This window comes from Methylobacterium komagatae (assembly GCF_042661665.1).
GTDB lineage: Bacteria > Pseudomonadota > Alphaproteobacteria > Rhizobiales > Beijerinckiaceae > Methylobacterium > Methylobacterium komagatae.
Map to the genome: position 1 here is coordinate 2,496,363 of NZ_JBHSWN010000001.1, position 12,547 is coordinate 2,508,909.

Sequence of the window (12,547 nt, forward strand, 5' to 3'; positions counted from 1 at the left end):
CAAGCTATCCGCGCCTCAGCGGGTGGCGCCATCCCCGCCCTGTGGCAGAGCCGCCACCGATGGGCTTCGCAGCATCGCCAGAACGACCCGCGCCGCCGCCCGGCTCGGCGTATCGTCGCCGGGCAGGATGGTGAGTTCGTCCATGCGGTCGAGGGCGGCGATCTGGGCCTCCCTCTCCGGCCCGCCCCGCAGGAGCGGCAGGAGGGCGTTGGCGAGATTGTCCGGGGAGCACTCGGCCTGCACGAATTCCGGCATGGCATTCCGGCCGAGGATCAGGTTCGGCAGCACGATGCTCGGCACCTGGATGAGCCGCCGGGCGATGAACTCCTCCACCCGCGAGACCTTGTAGGCCACCACGGTCGGTACGCCGGAGAGGGCGAGTTCGAGGGTGACCGTTCCCGATGCCGCGAGCGCCGCGCGCCCCGCCCGGAACGCCGCGTATTTCTCGGCCTCTCCGCCGACGATGCGAACCGGCACGTCCCAGCCCTTGGCCAGTTCCTCGATGCGCGCCCGGTGGCGCGACACGGCGGGCAGAACCGCCTCGATGGGTAAGTCCCGTGCGATCCGCGCCAGGGCCGGGCCGAAGACCGGCATCAGCCGCTCGATCTCCGAGCGGCGGGAGCCCGGCAGCACGACGAGAGGGTAGGGGGCCTGCTCGCGCCGTGCTTGCGCCGCCGCATCGGGACGCAACGCGTCCAGGCGCTCGATCAGCGGATGGCCGACATAGGTGCAGGGTGGTCCGCCGAGCCGGGTATGCGCCTCCGGCTCGAAGGGAAGCAGGGCGAGGACGTGATCGATGAAGGGTCGCATCCCCTTCGCCCGCCAGGGCCGCCATGCCCAGACGCTGGGCGAGACGTAATCGACGATGGGGAGCGAAGGCATCGCCTTGCGCACGCGTTTGGCGACCGCGTGAGTAAAGCCGGGGCTATCAATGATGACGAGGATATCGGGCTTGGCTGCGACGATGTCCTCCGCCGTCTCGCGGATCCGCCGCAGCAGGGTCCGCGCCCTGGCGAGCACGGGCAAGTAGCCCATCACCGCCACGTCATCGAGGGGGAAGAGGGAGGCGAAACTTTCCTCCGCCATCGCCTCGCCGCCGACGCCGCCGAAGGTGACATCGGGAGCCGCTACGCGCAGCGCCCGCATCAGCTTGGCGCCGAGCTGATCGCCGGAATCCTCGCCCGCCACGAGCCAGATGCGAGGGGCGCTCACGCGGGGTCCCCAAGGCCGATGACGAAGAGGCCGAGCCGGTCGGCCTCGGCGGCGGTGGCGGCGCGGTCGATGACCAGAGTGCCCCCAGCCCGTAGGGCAAGGCCGGCACAGCCCGCCGCATGGGCGTTGCGGATCGTGCGCGGCCCGACCGCCGGGAGGTCGATGCGAAGGTCTTGTCCGGCCTTGGGCGCCTTCACCAGAACGGTGCCTGCATTGGGCCGCCCCCGGCCGAAGGGCTTGCGCCCGAGTGCGCGGGCGCGGGCGAGCATCTTGTCAGTGCCCTCGGGCCCTTCGACGGCCAGCACGCGATCGCCCGCGACGGCGACGGCCTGTCCGACATCGAAGGGCGAAAGGGCCTTGAGAACACTCTGCCCTGTGGCGATGGAGGCTTGCGCCTCCCCATCCGCCTTCACGACGCCGAGCGGGCCCTCCGGGCAGAGCAGATCGGGCGCGGCCTCATGGACGCCGAGCACCCGGTGCCCGTTCTCTTCCACCAGCGACAGGGCCGCGCGCAGGAGGCGATCGTCGCCGCCGCCTGCTATCTCGCGCAACGTATCCCGGTTCCGCCACGCGGCGCCCGCGTTAAAGATCGCCGCCGCGCTCGGCCGTGCGACACTCCCGGCAGGGACCACCACGGCAGGACCCCACTCCTTCAGAAGAGCCAACGTCGCCGCAAGGTCGAGGAGATCGACCGTCGCATCCGCCCGCCCGCGCAGGGGACGGCCTGTAAAGCCGCGCAGGGCGATCATGCGGAAGGGCTTACTCGCCCTGTCCAGGGAATCCGCGACGAGTTCCGGCAGGCGTCCGGCGCCCGCGATCAGGACGAGATTGCCCTCGCCGGGCGAGACGGCCTCCGGCATGGCGACGTAATCAGGCGCCGCCGACCGGCACCGGAGCCTCACGGGGCGTGCAGATCGACCGCTTTCCGCCCGCTCGGATGAAATCGAGGATCTCGCGCACGGCCGTGTGAGATTCGAACGTCGTGGCCACGTCCTCGACTCTCTCCATCAGCGTGCCCTCCTGCGCGAAGAGCAGCCGGTAGGCGCGGCGCAGGGTGTGGATGTCCTCCCGCGCGAAGCCACGGCGCTGAAGCCCGACGATGTTGAGGCCCGACAGGTAGGCCCGGTTACCCAGCACCATGCCGTAGGGGATGCAATCATTTTCGAGGCCCGAGAGGCCCCCGACGAACGCATGGGCCCCCACGCGGGCGAACTGGATCACCGCCGCGCCGCCACCGAGGATGGCGAAATCGCCCACCGAGCAATGGCCCGCCAGCATCACGTTGTTGGAGAAGACCACGTTGGAGCCGACGTGGCAGTCATGCCCGACATGCGAATTGGCCAGGAAGGCGCAACGGTCCCCGATCGTCGTCGAAAGGCCGCCGCCCGCCGTGCCGGGATTCATGGTGACGCCTTCGCGGATCAGGCACTCCTCGCCGATGGTCAGCGTCGAGGGCTCGCCGCGATACTTCAGATCTTGCGGCGGATGGCCGATGGAGGCGAAGGGGAAAATCCGCGTGCGCGCGCCGATGCTGGTGCGCCCGGCCACCACGACATGGCTGACCAATTCGCAGCCCTCGCCGAGGACCGCATCTGGCCCGACATGGCAGAACGGGCCGATCCGCACCCCGTCGCCGATCATGGCGCCGGATTCGACCACGGCGCTCGGGTGGATCGCGGGCGCGCTCATCGGTTCACTCCGTCACCAGCATGGCGCCGATTTCGGCCTCGGCCACCAGCACGCCATCGACCTTCGCCTCGCCCCGGAACCACCACATCGTGCGACGGTGGTTGATCTTGCGCATCTCGAAGCGGATCTGGTCGCCCGGAATGACCGGCTTGCGGAACTTGCATTTGTCGATCGTCATGAAGAACACCTGCTTCGTGCGAAGCTCGTCCGTCATGATGTGGCGACAACAAATGGCACCCGCCGTCTGCGCCATGCCTTCGATGATCAGCACGCCCGGAAAGACCGGAAGATTGGGGAAGTGACCCTGGAACTGCGGCTCGTTGGCCGTGACGTTCTTGATGCCGACGCAGGACTCGTCCCGGTCGATGTCGATGATGCGGTCGACCATCAGGAACGGGTAGCGGTGCGGCAGCAACTCCAGCAACTTGTGGATGTCGGCCGTTCCGAGAACCTGATCCGCCTCGCTCATCGTGCTGCGCTACCTTCGTTGCCGGCCGACTCCATGCCGGAGGCGGCCTCTCTTTTGCAGAAATGCGTGGATGTGCAAGGCCGCTGGCGCGGTTTCAGATCCAACCCGATCAGGACTTGTCGCCGTCGGCGGCGTCGGCACCCGACCGCTCCGCGAGGCGGGCGAGGGTGGTGAGTTCGCGGAACCACGCCCGGACGGGCTTGGCCGGGGTGCCGCCCCAGCGCGAGCCCGGCGGCACGTCGCGGTTCACGTTGGAGGAGCCCGCGATCTGCGACCCACGCCCGATGCGCAGGTGACCGACCACGCCGACTTGGCCCCCGAGCACCACGTAATCCTCGAGCGTCGTCGAGCCGGAGATGCCGACGCCCGACACGATCACGCAATGGCGCCCGATCACCACGTTGTGCGCGATCTGCACGAGGTTATCGATCTTGGTGCCCTCGCCGATCACCGTATCGCGAGAGGCGCCCCGGTCGATGGTGGTGTTGGCGCCGATCTCGACATCGTCCTGCACGATCACGCGGCCGACCTGCGGCACCTTAAGGTGCGTCGCTCCCATGGCGAAGCCGAACCCGTCCTGACCGATCCGCGCGCCCGGATGGACGATGACCCGGTTGCCGACCAGGGCGTGGCTGAGGGTCGTGCCCGCGCCGATGGCACAATCCCGGCCGATCCGAACCCCCGGTCCAATGACGGCATTGGGGCCGATCACCGTGCCCGAGCCAATCTCCGCGCCGGGGCCGACCACCGCGCCGGGATCGACGGTGACGCCTTCCTCAAGACGCGCGTCCGGGTGGACATGGGCTCCGGAGGCAAGGCCCTTGCCCCCGAATTGCGGGCCGGGCCGCATCGCGTCGGGATGAAGGCGGCCGAGCAGCCCGGCATAGATCCGGTAGGGATCGCGGCAGACGATAGCCACCGTTTCAGCCGGGACGCGGGCAGCGAAGCGCGGCCCCACGAGGCAGATCCCAGCACGGGTCTGAGTCAGCGCCTCAGCGTAGCGCGCGTTGTCCATGTAGGCGAGTTCGGTAGGGCCCGCGCTCTCGAGCGGGGCGGCGCCACCGATCGTCCGGAACGGATCGGCGCCCTCGGGCAGGGCGACACCGGCCGCCGCCGCGACATCGGCGAAAGTCACGCCAGCCGCGGGCGTGAAGAAGTGTGTCTCGGGCATCTCGAACCAACCGCGCCGATTCCGCCCGTCGTCGGGCTCGGCGCATCCGGCGAGGGGGCTCGCCTCGGAAACGAAACGTCCCCGCGTGGGGGACGGCCTGACACCGGGGAGCGTCGCCGCGCTCTATAAACGAGAATGGCCGGCCAGGGCATCCCCGGCCGGCCATTCGGATTTCACGTCAAGCGCCGGATCAGAAGCGCGAGCCGCCCGAGAAGCGGAACGCCTGCGTCTGGTCCTTGCCGATATGGCCGATCCGGTTCGAGCCGGGGATGATGACCTTTTCACCCTCGTCCTTCGTCAGGGCGTAGGCGTAGTCGAAGCGGATCGGTCCGAGCGGCGAGTTCCAGAGGATGGACGCACCGATCGAAGACCGCAGGACGGCCTTGTCGCGGACGTTCACGCATTCCGGCTCGACGCCGATCGTGTAGGCGTTGAAGTTACAGCGGCCGTTCGCGAAGCCGTTGATGAACTGATCGCCGTTCACGTCGAACGAGCGCTGGCCATGGTAGCCGAACAGCGTACCAGCATCGGCGAACACGGCGCCCTTCAGGCCGAGGTCACGCGGCACGCCGTAGAGCGGAAACTGGATTTCCACCGTACCGCCGACATAGGTCGAGCCGCCGATCGCGTTCGAGCGGGCGTCGGCGATGCCGACGTCGCGCGGACCGATGCCGTTCGGGGCGAAGCCGCGGACGAGCGACGGGCCCAGGAAGAACTGGTCGGTGATGCGCAGCGGCTTGCCGTCCAGGGATTCGATGTGACCGCCCTGGAAGCGGACGAAGCCGACGACGTCCTCGTACAGTTCCTTGTAGTAGCGAGCGTCCGCCGTCACGCGGAAGAACTTCGAGTCGCCGCCGATGCCGGCCACGTCGGGCTTCAACTCGGCGTAGACGCCGTTGCGCGGCGCGCCGATCACGTCGAGCGTCGAGTAGGCAAGGGTGAGGCCGGCCAGCGAGGTGAGGGTGTTGCCCTGCGAACCCTTGATGGCGATCGAAGCTTCGCCATCGGTGGCACAGAGCGGGTAGGCTGCCTGACCGCCGACGTTGCGCCCGTTCAGGATCGTGCCGGCCGCATAGGTCTGAGTGTAGCCCGGGATCGGCACCGAACAGTCATTGTACGGACGCTTGAGGGTGTTCGGGACCTTCAGCTCGGTGTTGTACAGCGAGTAACGAAGGGTGACGCCGAATTCCTCGGTGATCGGCAGGCCGATACGAACCTGGCCGCCATAAACGGTCGTCTCGTAGCGCGAGTACCGGGTGAGATCCGAGTACTTGTAGAAGGCGTCGAAGCCCGCCGCGAGGCGGTAGCCCATGAAGTACGGCTCGGTGAACGAGAAGTCGACACCGCGCGAGTATTGGCCGCCGGTACCGGCGAGGCGCACATACTGGCCACGGCCGAGGAAGTTGGACTCGGAGACCGAGACTTCGCCGATGATGCCGTCCTGGGTGGAGTAGCCGCCTGCCACCGAGAACGAACCCGTGGGCTGATCCTCAACGTCGATGTTCACGACGACGCGGTCGGGAGCGGAGCCGGGCTCGTTCGAGAACCGGACCTTCTTGAAGAAGCCCAGGCCGTTGAGGCGGCGCTCGGCACGGTCGGTCAGCACGCGGTTGTAGGCGTCGCCCTCGGCGAAATCGAGCTCGCGGCGGATGACGTAATCGCGGGTGCGGGTGTTGCCGCGAACGTTGATGCGCTCGACGTAGACGTGCGGGCCGTCCTCGACAACGAAGCCGAGGGAGACGCGCTGGGTCGCCGGATCACGCTGACCGGTCGGGCGGACCTGCGCGAACGGATAGCCGGCGCGGTTCACCTCACGGGTCAGGGTGTTGAGCGTCCGCTCAACGTCGTCGGCATTATAGGTGTCGCCGACATTGGTGGCGATGTCGGAGCGCAGCGTCTCGGTGTCGAGGCCCGGCAGGCGGGAATCCACCGCCACGGCACCGACCGAGTATTGCTGGCCTTCATTCACGGTGATCGTGATGACGTAGCCGGCCTTCTCGCCCTCGACGTATTGCGCGTCGGCATTCACCACCTGGAAGTCGGCATAGCCGTTCTTCAGGTAGTAGCGGCGGACCTGGTCGAGATCCTGGCTGATCCGCTCCGGATCATAGACGTCCGACGTCTTCACGAACGACAAGAAGTTCATCTCCGACGAGCTCATCAGCCCGCGGAGGGTCCGGTCGGAATAGGCTTGGTTGCCGACGAAGTTGATGGAGACGATGCCGGTCTTATCACCTTCGTCGATGTCGTAGATCACGTCCACGCGGCCGTTCGGCAGGTTGACCGTGCGGTAGGTGACCTTGGCGAGGCCGCGGCCGAAGCGCTTGTAGACGTCGCGGATACGGGCGAGGTCGGCGTTGATGGCGGCCTCGCTGTACGGGCCGCGCGACTTCGACTCGACGATGCTTTCCAGCGTCGCCTTCTCGACCTTCTTGTTGCCCTCGAAAACGACCCGGTTGATCAGGTTGTTCTCGCGAACGGTCACGACCGTGCGGCCGCCGGATTGCGACACCTTCACGTCCGAGAACATGCCGCTGGCGAGCAGGTTGCGGCGGGCTTCCTCGGCGGAGCCCGATGCGGTGCCGGTGACGTAGGAACGAATGGTGTCGGAATCGACGCGCTGGTTGCCCTGCACGACAATCTGCTGGGCCTGGGCGGCCCCGCCCAGCACCATACCTGCCCCCGTGGAGATCAGGACGATGGTCTTCCGCATCGACTTACGCCGATGCTTCCCCGTCAACGACATCATGCAATCGCCCGTTTCTGATCTGGTCGCAGGGCTTGCCTGCGCGGGCGATCGTTGGTCGATCGTCCCATTCCCGTGGTCCAAGCGTGGCTTCGGTCCAAGCAAAGCTCTTACTGGGATTCCCCCGTCAAGCAAACGCGCCTGGCACCTCCACCAAGGGATTTTGGGGAGACGTGGCCTTCGCGCCACTTAACGTCTGAGGCGGCGTCCGCCTAAAGCCGTGAAGATACTGAACAGATCGTAAATATCTGTAGAGTCGTGAGTTTTTTGGGGCGTTCCGCGTCCCGTGAACCGGGCGTTAACGAAAAGGCCGCTCCGCCGGATCGGGCGGAACGGCCAGGATTGTGGCGAGCGCTGGGCGGTCGGACGGGGGTCGGCGCCTTTATTTTTGCGCCCTATCCACTGCCCGGCTTGGCCGGATCAGGTGTTCTTCAGGGAGGCCCCGAGGTTGAGGATGTCGTTCCAGGCGGCGAACAGCATCAGCATCAGCACCAGCGCGAGACCGATGCGGAAGCCGACCTCCTGCGCCCGCTCGCTGAGGGGCGGCCGCGCACCACTTCGAAGGCGTAGAACAGCAGGTGTCCGCCATCGAGCAGCGGCACCGGGAACAGGTTCAATAGGCCGATGGAGACGGAGAGGAGGGCGATCAGCCCCACGAGGCCACCGACGCCGCCGGTCTTGGCGACCTCGCCCGAGACGCGGGCGATGCCGATCGGGCCAGACAATTGGTCGGCGGATTCCCGGCCGGTCACCAGCTTGCCGAGATAGGTGAAGGTCCGCTCCACCACGAAGTAGGTTTCGCTTACCCCGAGCTTCAGGGAGTCGGCGAGATCGTAATGGACGAGCTTCGCTTCCGTGCCGTTGGGCGAGCGGATGCCGAGGCGGCCGATCCGGTGTCGGCCGAAGGGCGTGCGCTCCTCGATCGTGGCCGGGGTCGCGTTGAGGACGATGTTGCGGTCGTCACGCTCGACGGTGAAGGCGAGAGAGGTGCCCGCCGAGCCGGTCACGATCCGGTACATGGCGTTGAAGTCGCCGACCGGAGTTCCGTCGATGGCCGTGATGAGGTCGCCCGGCTTGAATCCGGCCTGGGCGGCGGCGCTGTTCGCCTCCACGGCCGAGACGCGGGCGGGCAACTCGTAACGGCCCCCGAACCAGATCGCTCCGGCGAAAAGGGCGATGGCGAGAATGAAGTTCGCCACTGGCCCGGCGGCGACGATGGCCGCGCGCTTGGCGACGGGCTGGGTCGGGAAGCTGATCGCCCGCTCCTCCGGGGTCATCTGCGCGATGACTTCGGGGGCCGGCACGCTGGCGCCGTTGGCGTCGCCATGAAACTTCACGTAGCCGCCGAGCGGGATGGCGCAGAGCTTCCAGCGGGTGCCGCGGCGGTCGTTGAAGCCGAACAGTTCGGGCCCGAAGCCGATGGAGAATGCGTGAACCCCGACGCCGCACCAGCGGCCGACGAGGAAGTGGCCCATCTCGTGGACGAATACGACGACGGTGAGCACGAACAGGAACGGGATCAGGGCGCCGAAGAATCCTCCGGCGGTGCCGCCCATTGCGTTGAGAAAATCCATGCGTTCCGTCCCGGCCGTCGGCGCGGGGCGTCTCTCCGGCCGTCCCGCGCGCCGTCAATAGCAGATCGGCGCGCCCGGAGGCCAATCAATACTGGGGGGCGACACGACGCCCCCCGTAATCCACCTCAGTGCCCGCCTGCGGCACCCGCCCCGGCGCGCGGCTTCCGGATCAGCGGTACGGCGCAGGCCATGGCGAGGAAGAGCAGCGTGAGGACGAGGAACACGTCCTCGAAGGCCATCACGAGACCCTGGATCCGCACCGTGTTGGTCATGGCTTTCAGGGCCATGGCGGGGGCGGCGCTGCCGTAATCTACGAAGCCGCGCTGGATCGCATCAAGCCGCTCGAGGGCGGGCGGATGCGACCACGTGAACCGCTCGTGCAGGCGGGTCAGATGCAGGTCCCAACGGTCGTTGAGCAGGGTGTTGATAAGCGCGAGGCCGACCGCGCCGCCGAGGTTGCGGGTTAGGTTATAGAGGCCGGAGGCATTCTTCATCCGCGCCGGGGGCAGGGTGCCGAGCGCGATGTTGTTGATCGGGATCATGCACAGCATCAGCGAGCAGCCGCGCAGCACCTGCGGCCAGAGCAACTCCCAGAAGTCCCAATCCTTGGTCAGTCCGGTGACGATCCACGTCCCCGCCGCGAAGCCGCCGAAGCCGATGGCCATCAGGATGCGCGGATCGACCTTGCCGGAGAAGCGCCCCGCGATGGGCGCCGTCGCAAACATGCAAAGGCCCGAGACGAACATCGTCTCGCCGATCATCAGCGCCGAGTAGCCCCGAACCCGCGCGAGATAGACCGGGTAGAGATAGGTGAGGCCGTAGAGGCCGATACCCATGATGAAACTCGCCACGCAGCCGCTGGCGAAGTTGCGGTCGGAGAAGGCGCGCAGGTCCACGATCGGGTCGCGGGCGGAGAAGACCCGCCAGAAAAACAGCAGCGCGCAGACGGCGCAGATCACAGCGCACGCGAACACCGCCTCGTCCTGGAGCCAATCGTGGTTCGGTCCCTCTTCGAGAACGTATTCGAGGCAGCCGAGGAAGCCCGCCATGGTGGCGAGGCCGAACCAGTCGAACCGGCGCAGCAGCGACAGGTCGGGCTTGTCGAAATCCACGAGGATGGCGGTGGAGATCGTGACGAGGATGCCGGGCACGACGTTCACGAGGAACAGCCAGTGCCAGGACATCAGATCGGTCAGGTAGCCACCGACCGTCGGGCCGATCGTCGGCGCCAGCGTCGCGACGAGGCCGATCATCGGCGAGACGATGGACCGCTTCGAGGCCGGGAAGATCGTGAAGGCCGAGGCGAAGACCGTGGGGATCATACCCCCGCCGATGAAGCCCTGCAGCGCCCGCCATACGATCATCTCGGTGATGGTCGAGGAGGAGGCACACATCAGGCTCATCAGCGTGAACCCGCCCGCCGAGATGGAGAACATCCACCGGGTCGAGAGCACGCGAGACAGCGTGCCCGACAACGGGATCGAGATGACCTCCGCGATCAGGTAGCTGGTCTGGACCCAGGGGATCTCGTCGCCGGAGGCCGAGAGCCCGGCCTGGATCTCGTTAAGGGAGGCCGAGACGATCTGGATATCCAGGATCGCCATGAACATCCCGAACACCATGCACAGGAAGGCCACCATCCGCCGCTTGTCGATGGCCGGTTCGGCCGGCACCGGGACGGCGGCGGGGGAAAGGACGGCTGACGCGGCCATGGCGGGACCTCAGCGCGCCTCAGCGACCCGGGCGTCCGTGAGCCCGCCCGCCTCACGTGTATCGACCTTCACCACAGCCGAAAGGCCCGGACGCAGGAAGCCCTCGCGGGCGACGTCCAGGGGCACTTTCACGCGCACGGGCATGCGCTGGACGATCTTGGTGAAGTTGCCGGTCGCGTTGTCCGGCGGCAGCAGGCTGAACACCGAGCCGGAGGCCGGAGAGAAAGATTCCACCACGCCCCGGATCGGCCGGTCGGGATAGGCATCGACCGTCACGGTCACCACTTGGCCGGGACGCATCCGCTCGACCTGCGTCTCCTTGAAATTGGCGTCGATGCGCACGCTCTGGAGCGGCACCAGGGCAGCGACGCGGGTACCCGGCGCCACGTAGGCGCCCGCCTCCACGGCCTTGTTGCCGACCACGCCGTCGAAGGGTGCGCGGATCACGGTGAAGTCGAGGTCGCGCTGGGCACGGTCCACCGCGGTGCTCAGTTCGGCGGCGAGGTTCTCAGCTTCCTTCTGCTGCGCCCGCAGCACCTCGACATTGGCGCGAGCGGCGAGCAGGGCCGCTTCGGCACCCTTCACCGCGGCGTCGGTGCGGTCGCGGTCGGCCTTGGTCTGATCGATGCGGGAGCGGGCGACGAAATCGGCCTGCATTTGCGTGGCGCGCCGGAAATCGGCCTCGGCCCGCACGGCGTCGGCGCGGCTCGCCTCCACCTGCGCGGCGGCCTGGGCCACCTGTGCCTCGGCCGCTTCAGCCTGCTTGCCGATACGTTCGATGGTGCTGCGTTGGGTCGAGAGCTTGTCCTGCGCGGAGCGCAGGGCGAGGCGGTAATCGCCGTCATCGAGCTTGGCGATGACATCGCCCTTCGCCACCGATTGCCCGTTCACGACCGGCGCGGCTTCAAGATAGCCTGGGACCTTGGCCGCGATGACCGAGATGTCTGCTTGCACATAGGCGTCGTCCGTCGAGACGAAGAAGCGCCCGACGCTCCACCATTGCCATCCTTCGTAGCCTCCCCCGGTCACGGCGGCAGCGAGCACGCCGAGGAGCAGGAGCTTGCGCAGGGGACGCTTGCGCGGCGGCGCGGCCGGTTCGGCAAGCGCTGCCGACTGGACCGGTGCCGCGACGGCCGGGCGAGCCTCCGCCCGTTGCGCGCCGCTGCGCGTGGCGCTCTCGTCGTCGATGGCCTCGATCGGCCGCCCTGCATCCTCGCGGAGGGACATCCGAAAAACTCCGTTTTGACCGAACCGTTCGGTCAATCCGCGGGACGAGCGTTGACGCCGGCCTGCAATTCCCGCAGCATATGTTGACCGAACCGTTCGGTCAATGATGTGGAGAACACACCGTGGCAGGTGCAGCGGCCATCGAGCGCGATGGCGCCGAGACCGAGAAGAGGCGGCAGATCCTTGAAGGTGCGCGGCGGGTTTTCACCGCTTCCGGCTTTGATGGCGCGAGCATGGGCGAGATCGCCCGTGCGGCCGGGGTCTCGAAGGGCACGCTCTACGTCTATTTCGACAGCAAGGACGCTTTATTCGAGGCGCTGACCATCGACCAGAAGCGCGGCCTCGCGGAATCACTGTTCGCGCTCGACGTGGATGACCCGGATATCCGCAGCGTGCTCACGCGGCTCGGGAGAACCTACCTGATGGAGATGAGCAAGCCGGACCATGTCTCGCTCGTGCGCATGGTGATCGGCGCCTGCGAGAAGTTTCCCCATCTCGGGCGCACCTTCTTCGAGGCCGGACCTGCCCTGGGTCAGGGGCGGCTCGCGAGCTACCTCGATGCGCAGGTGGCGGCGGGGCGACTGAAAGCTGCGGACACGAAGCTGGCCGCCAAGCACTTCCTACACCTGTGTCAGGCGGGATTGTTCACACGCCTGCTGTTCTCGGCTGGGGGGATCGAGGACGAGGGTGATCTCAATCACCGGGTCGACGAGGCCGTCAGGGTGTTTTTGCGGGCTACGCGCCCTG

8 protein-coding genes and 2 pseudogenes are annotated in these 12,547 nt (G+C 67.3%); 1 reads left to right on the forward strand and 9 read right to left on the reverse strand.

Annotated features, from left to right (window positions below):
- Positions 1 to 15 precede the first annotated feature (15 nt).
- The 9 genes and pseudogenes from lpxB to ACFQE0_RS12250 form a co-directional block, all read right to left on the reverse strand.
- Positions 16 to 1,212: a lipid-A-disaccharide synthase gene (lpxB, locus tag ACFQE0_RS12210; RefSeq protein WP_378969946.1), complete on the reverse strand. Its 1,197-nt coding sequence runs from the start codon at positions 1,210 to 1,212 to the stop codon at positions 16 to 18.
- Entirely contained in the window at positions 1,209 to 2,072 is an 864-nt protein-coding gene (locus tag ACFQE0_RS12215) for an LpxI family protein (protein WP_378969948.1), read from the reverse strand. The genes lpxB and ACFQE0_RS12215 overlap by 4 nt, the downstream gene beginning before the upstream one ends.
- Positions 2,073 to 2,082: 10 nt before the next feature.
- A complete protein-coding gene (gene lpxA, locus ACFQE0_RS12220; RefSeq protein ID WP_378969950.1) occupies positions 2,083 to 2,901 on the reverse strand; it encodes an acyl-ACP--UDP-N-acetylglucosamine O-acyltransferase in 819 nt (272 codons plus the stop codon).
- A gap of 4 nt (positions 2,902 to 2,905) precedes the next feature.
- Positions 2,906 to 3,370 carry a 3-hydroxyacyl-ACP dehydratase FabZ gene (fabZ, locus tag ACFQE0_RS12225; protein WP_378969952.1) on the reverse strand — a complete coding sequence of 155 codons (465 nt, stop codon included), beginning with the start codon at positions 3,368 to 3,370 and terminating at the stop codon, positions 2,906 to 2,908.
- A 109-nt stretch (positions 3,371 to 3,479) separates the two neighbouring features.
- Positions 3,480 to 4,541 (reverse strand): UDP-3-O-(3-hydroxymyristoyl)glucosamine N-acyltransferase, encoded by a 1,062-nt coding sequence (gene lpxD / locus ACFQE0_RS12230; RefSeq protein ID WP_378969954.1) that lies wholly within the window; start codon positions 4,539 to 4,541, stop codon positions 3,480 to 3,482.
- Between the two features lie 190 nt (positions 4,542 to 4,731).
- Positions 4,732 to 7,290, reverse strand: a complete 2,559-nt coding sequence (gene bamA, locus ACFQE0_RS12235) for an outer membrane protein assembly factor BamA (protein ID WP_378969957.1) — start codon at positions 7,288 to 7,290, stop codon at positions 4,732 to 4,734.
- Positions 7,291 to 7,707: 417 nt separating this feature from the next.
- A pseudogene (rseP, locus tag ACFQE0_RS12240) lies at positions 7,708 to 8,861 on the reverse strand (RIP metalloprotease RseP).
- Between the two features lie 125 nt (positions 8,862 to 8,986).
- A complete protein-coding gene (locus ACFQE0_RS12245; RefSeq protein WP_378969959.1) occupies positions 8,987 to 10,573 on the reverse strand; it encodes a DHA2 family efflux MFS transporter permease subunit in 1,587 nt (528 codons plus the stop codon).
- A 9-nt stretch (positions 10,574 to 10,582) separates the two neighbouring features.
- Positions 10,583 to 11,800, reverse strand: a complete 1,218-nt coding sequence (locus ACFQE0_RS12250; RefSeq protein ID WP_378969961.1) for an HlyD family secretion protein — start codon at positions 11,798 to 11,800, stop codon at positions 10,583 to 10,585.
- A 122-nt stretch (positions 11,801 to 11,922) separates the two neighbouring features.
- On the opposite strand from ACFQE0_RS12250, the pseudogene ACFQE0_RS12255 reads away from it, so the two are divergent.
- Positions 11,923 to 12,546, forward strand: a pseudogene (locus tag ACFQE0_RS12255) (TetR/AcrR family transcriptional regulator); the annotation flags it as partial.
- Position 12,547: the final 1 nt, after the last annotated feature.

What these genes read in the sequence shown, in the direction of transcription:
- ACFQE0_RS12215 (WP_378969948.1), bottom strand. Translation starts at nt 2,072, where the DNA reads ATGCCGGAGGCCGTCTCGCCCGGCGAGGGCAATCTCGTCCTGATCGCG.
- lpxA (WP_378969950.1), bottom strand. Translation starts at nt 2,901, where the DNA reads ATGAGCGCGCCCGCGATCCACCCGAGCGCCGTGGTCGAATCCGGCGCC.
- fabZ (WP_378969952.1), bottom strand. Translation starts at nt 3,370, where the DNA reads ATGAGCGAGGCGGATCAGGTTCTCGGAACGGCCGACATCCACAAGTTG.
- lpxD (WP_378969954.1), bottom strand. Translation starts at nt 4,541, where the DNA reads ATGCCCGAGACACACTTCTTCACGCCCGCGGCTGGCGTGACTTTCGCC.
- bamA (WP_378969957.1), bottom strand. Translation starts at nt 7,290, where the DNA reads ATGATGTCGTTGACGGGGAAGCATCGGCGTAAGTCGATGCGGAAGACC.
- ACFQE0_RS12245 (WP_378969959.1), bottom strand. Translation starts at nt 10,573, where the DNA reads ATGGCCGCGTCAGCCGTCCTTTCCCCCGCCGCCGTCCCGGTGCCGGCC.
- ACFQE0_RS12250 (WP_378969961.1), bottom strand. Translation starts at nt 11,800, where the DNA reads ATGTCCCTCCGCGAGGATGCAGGGCGGCCGATCGAGGCCATCGACGAC.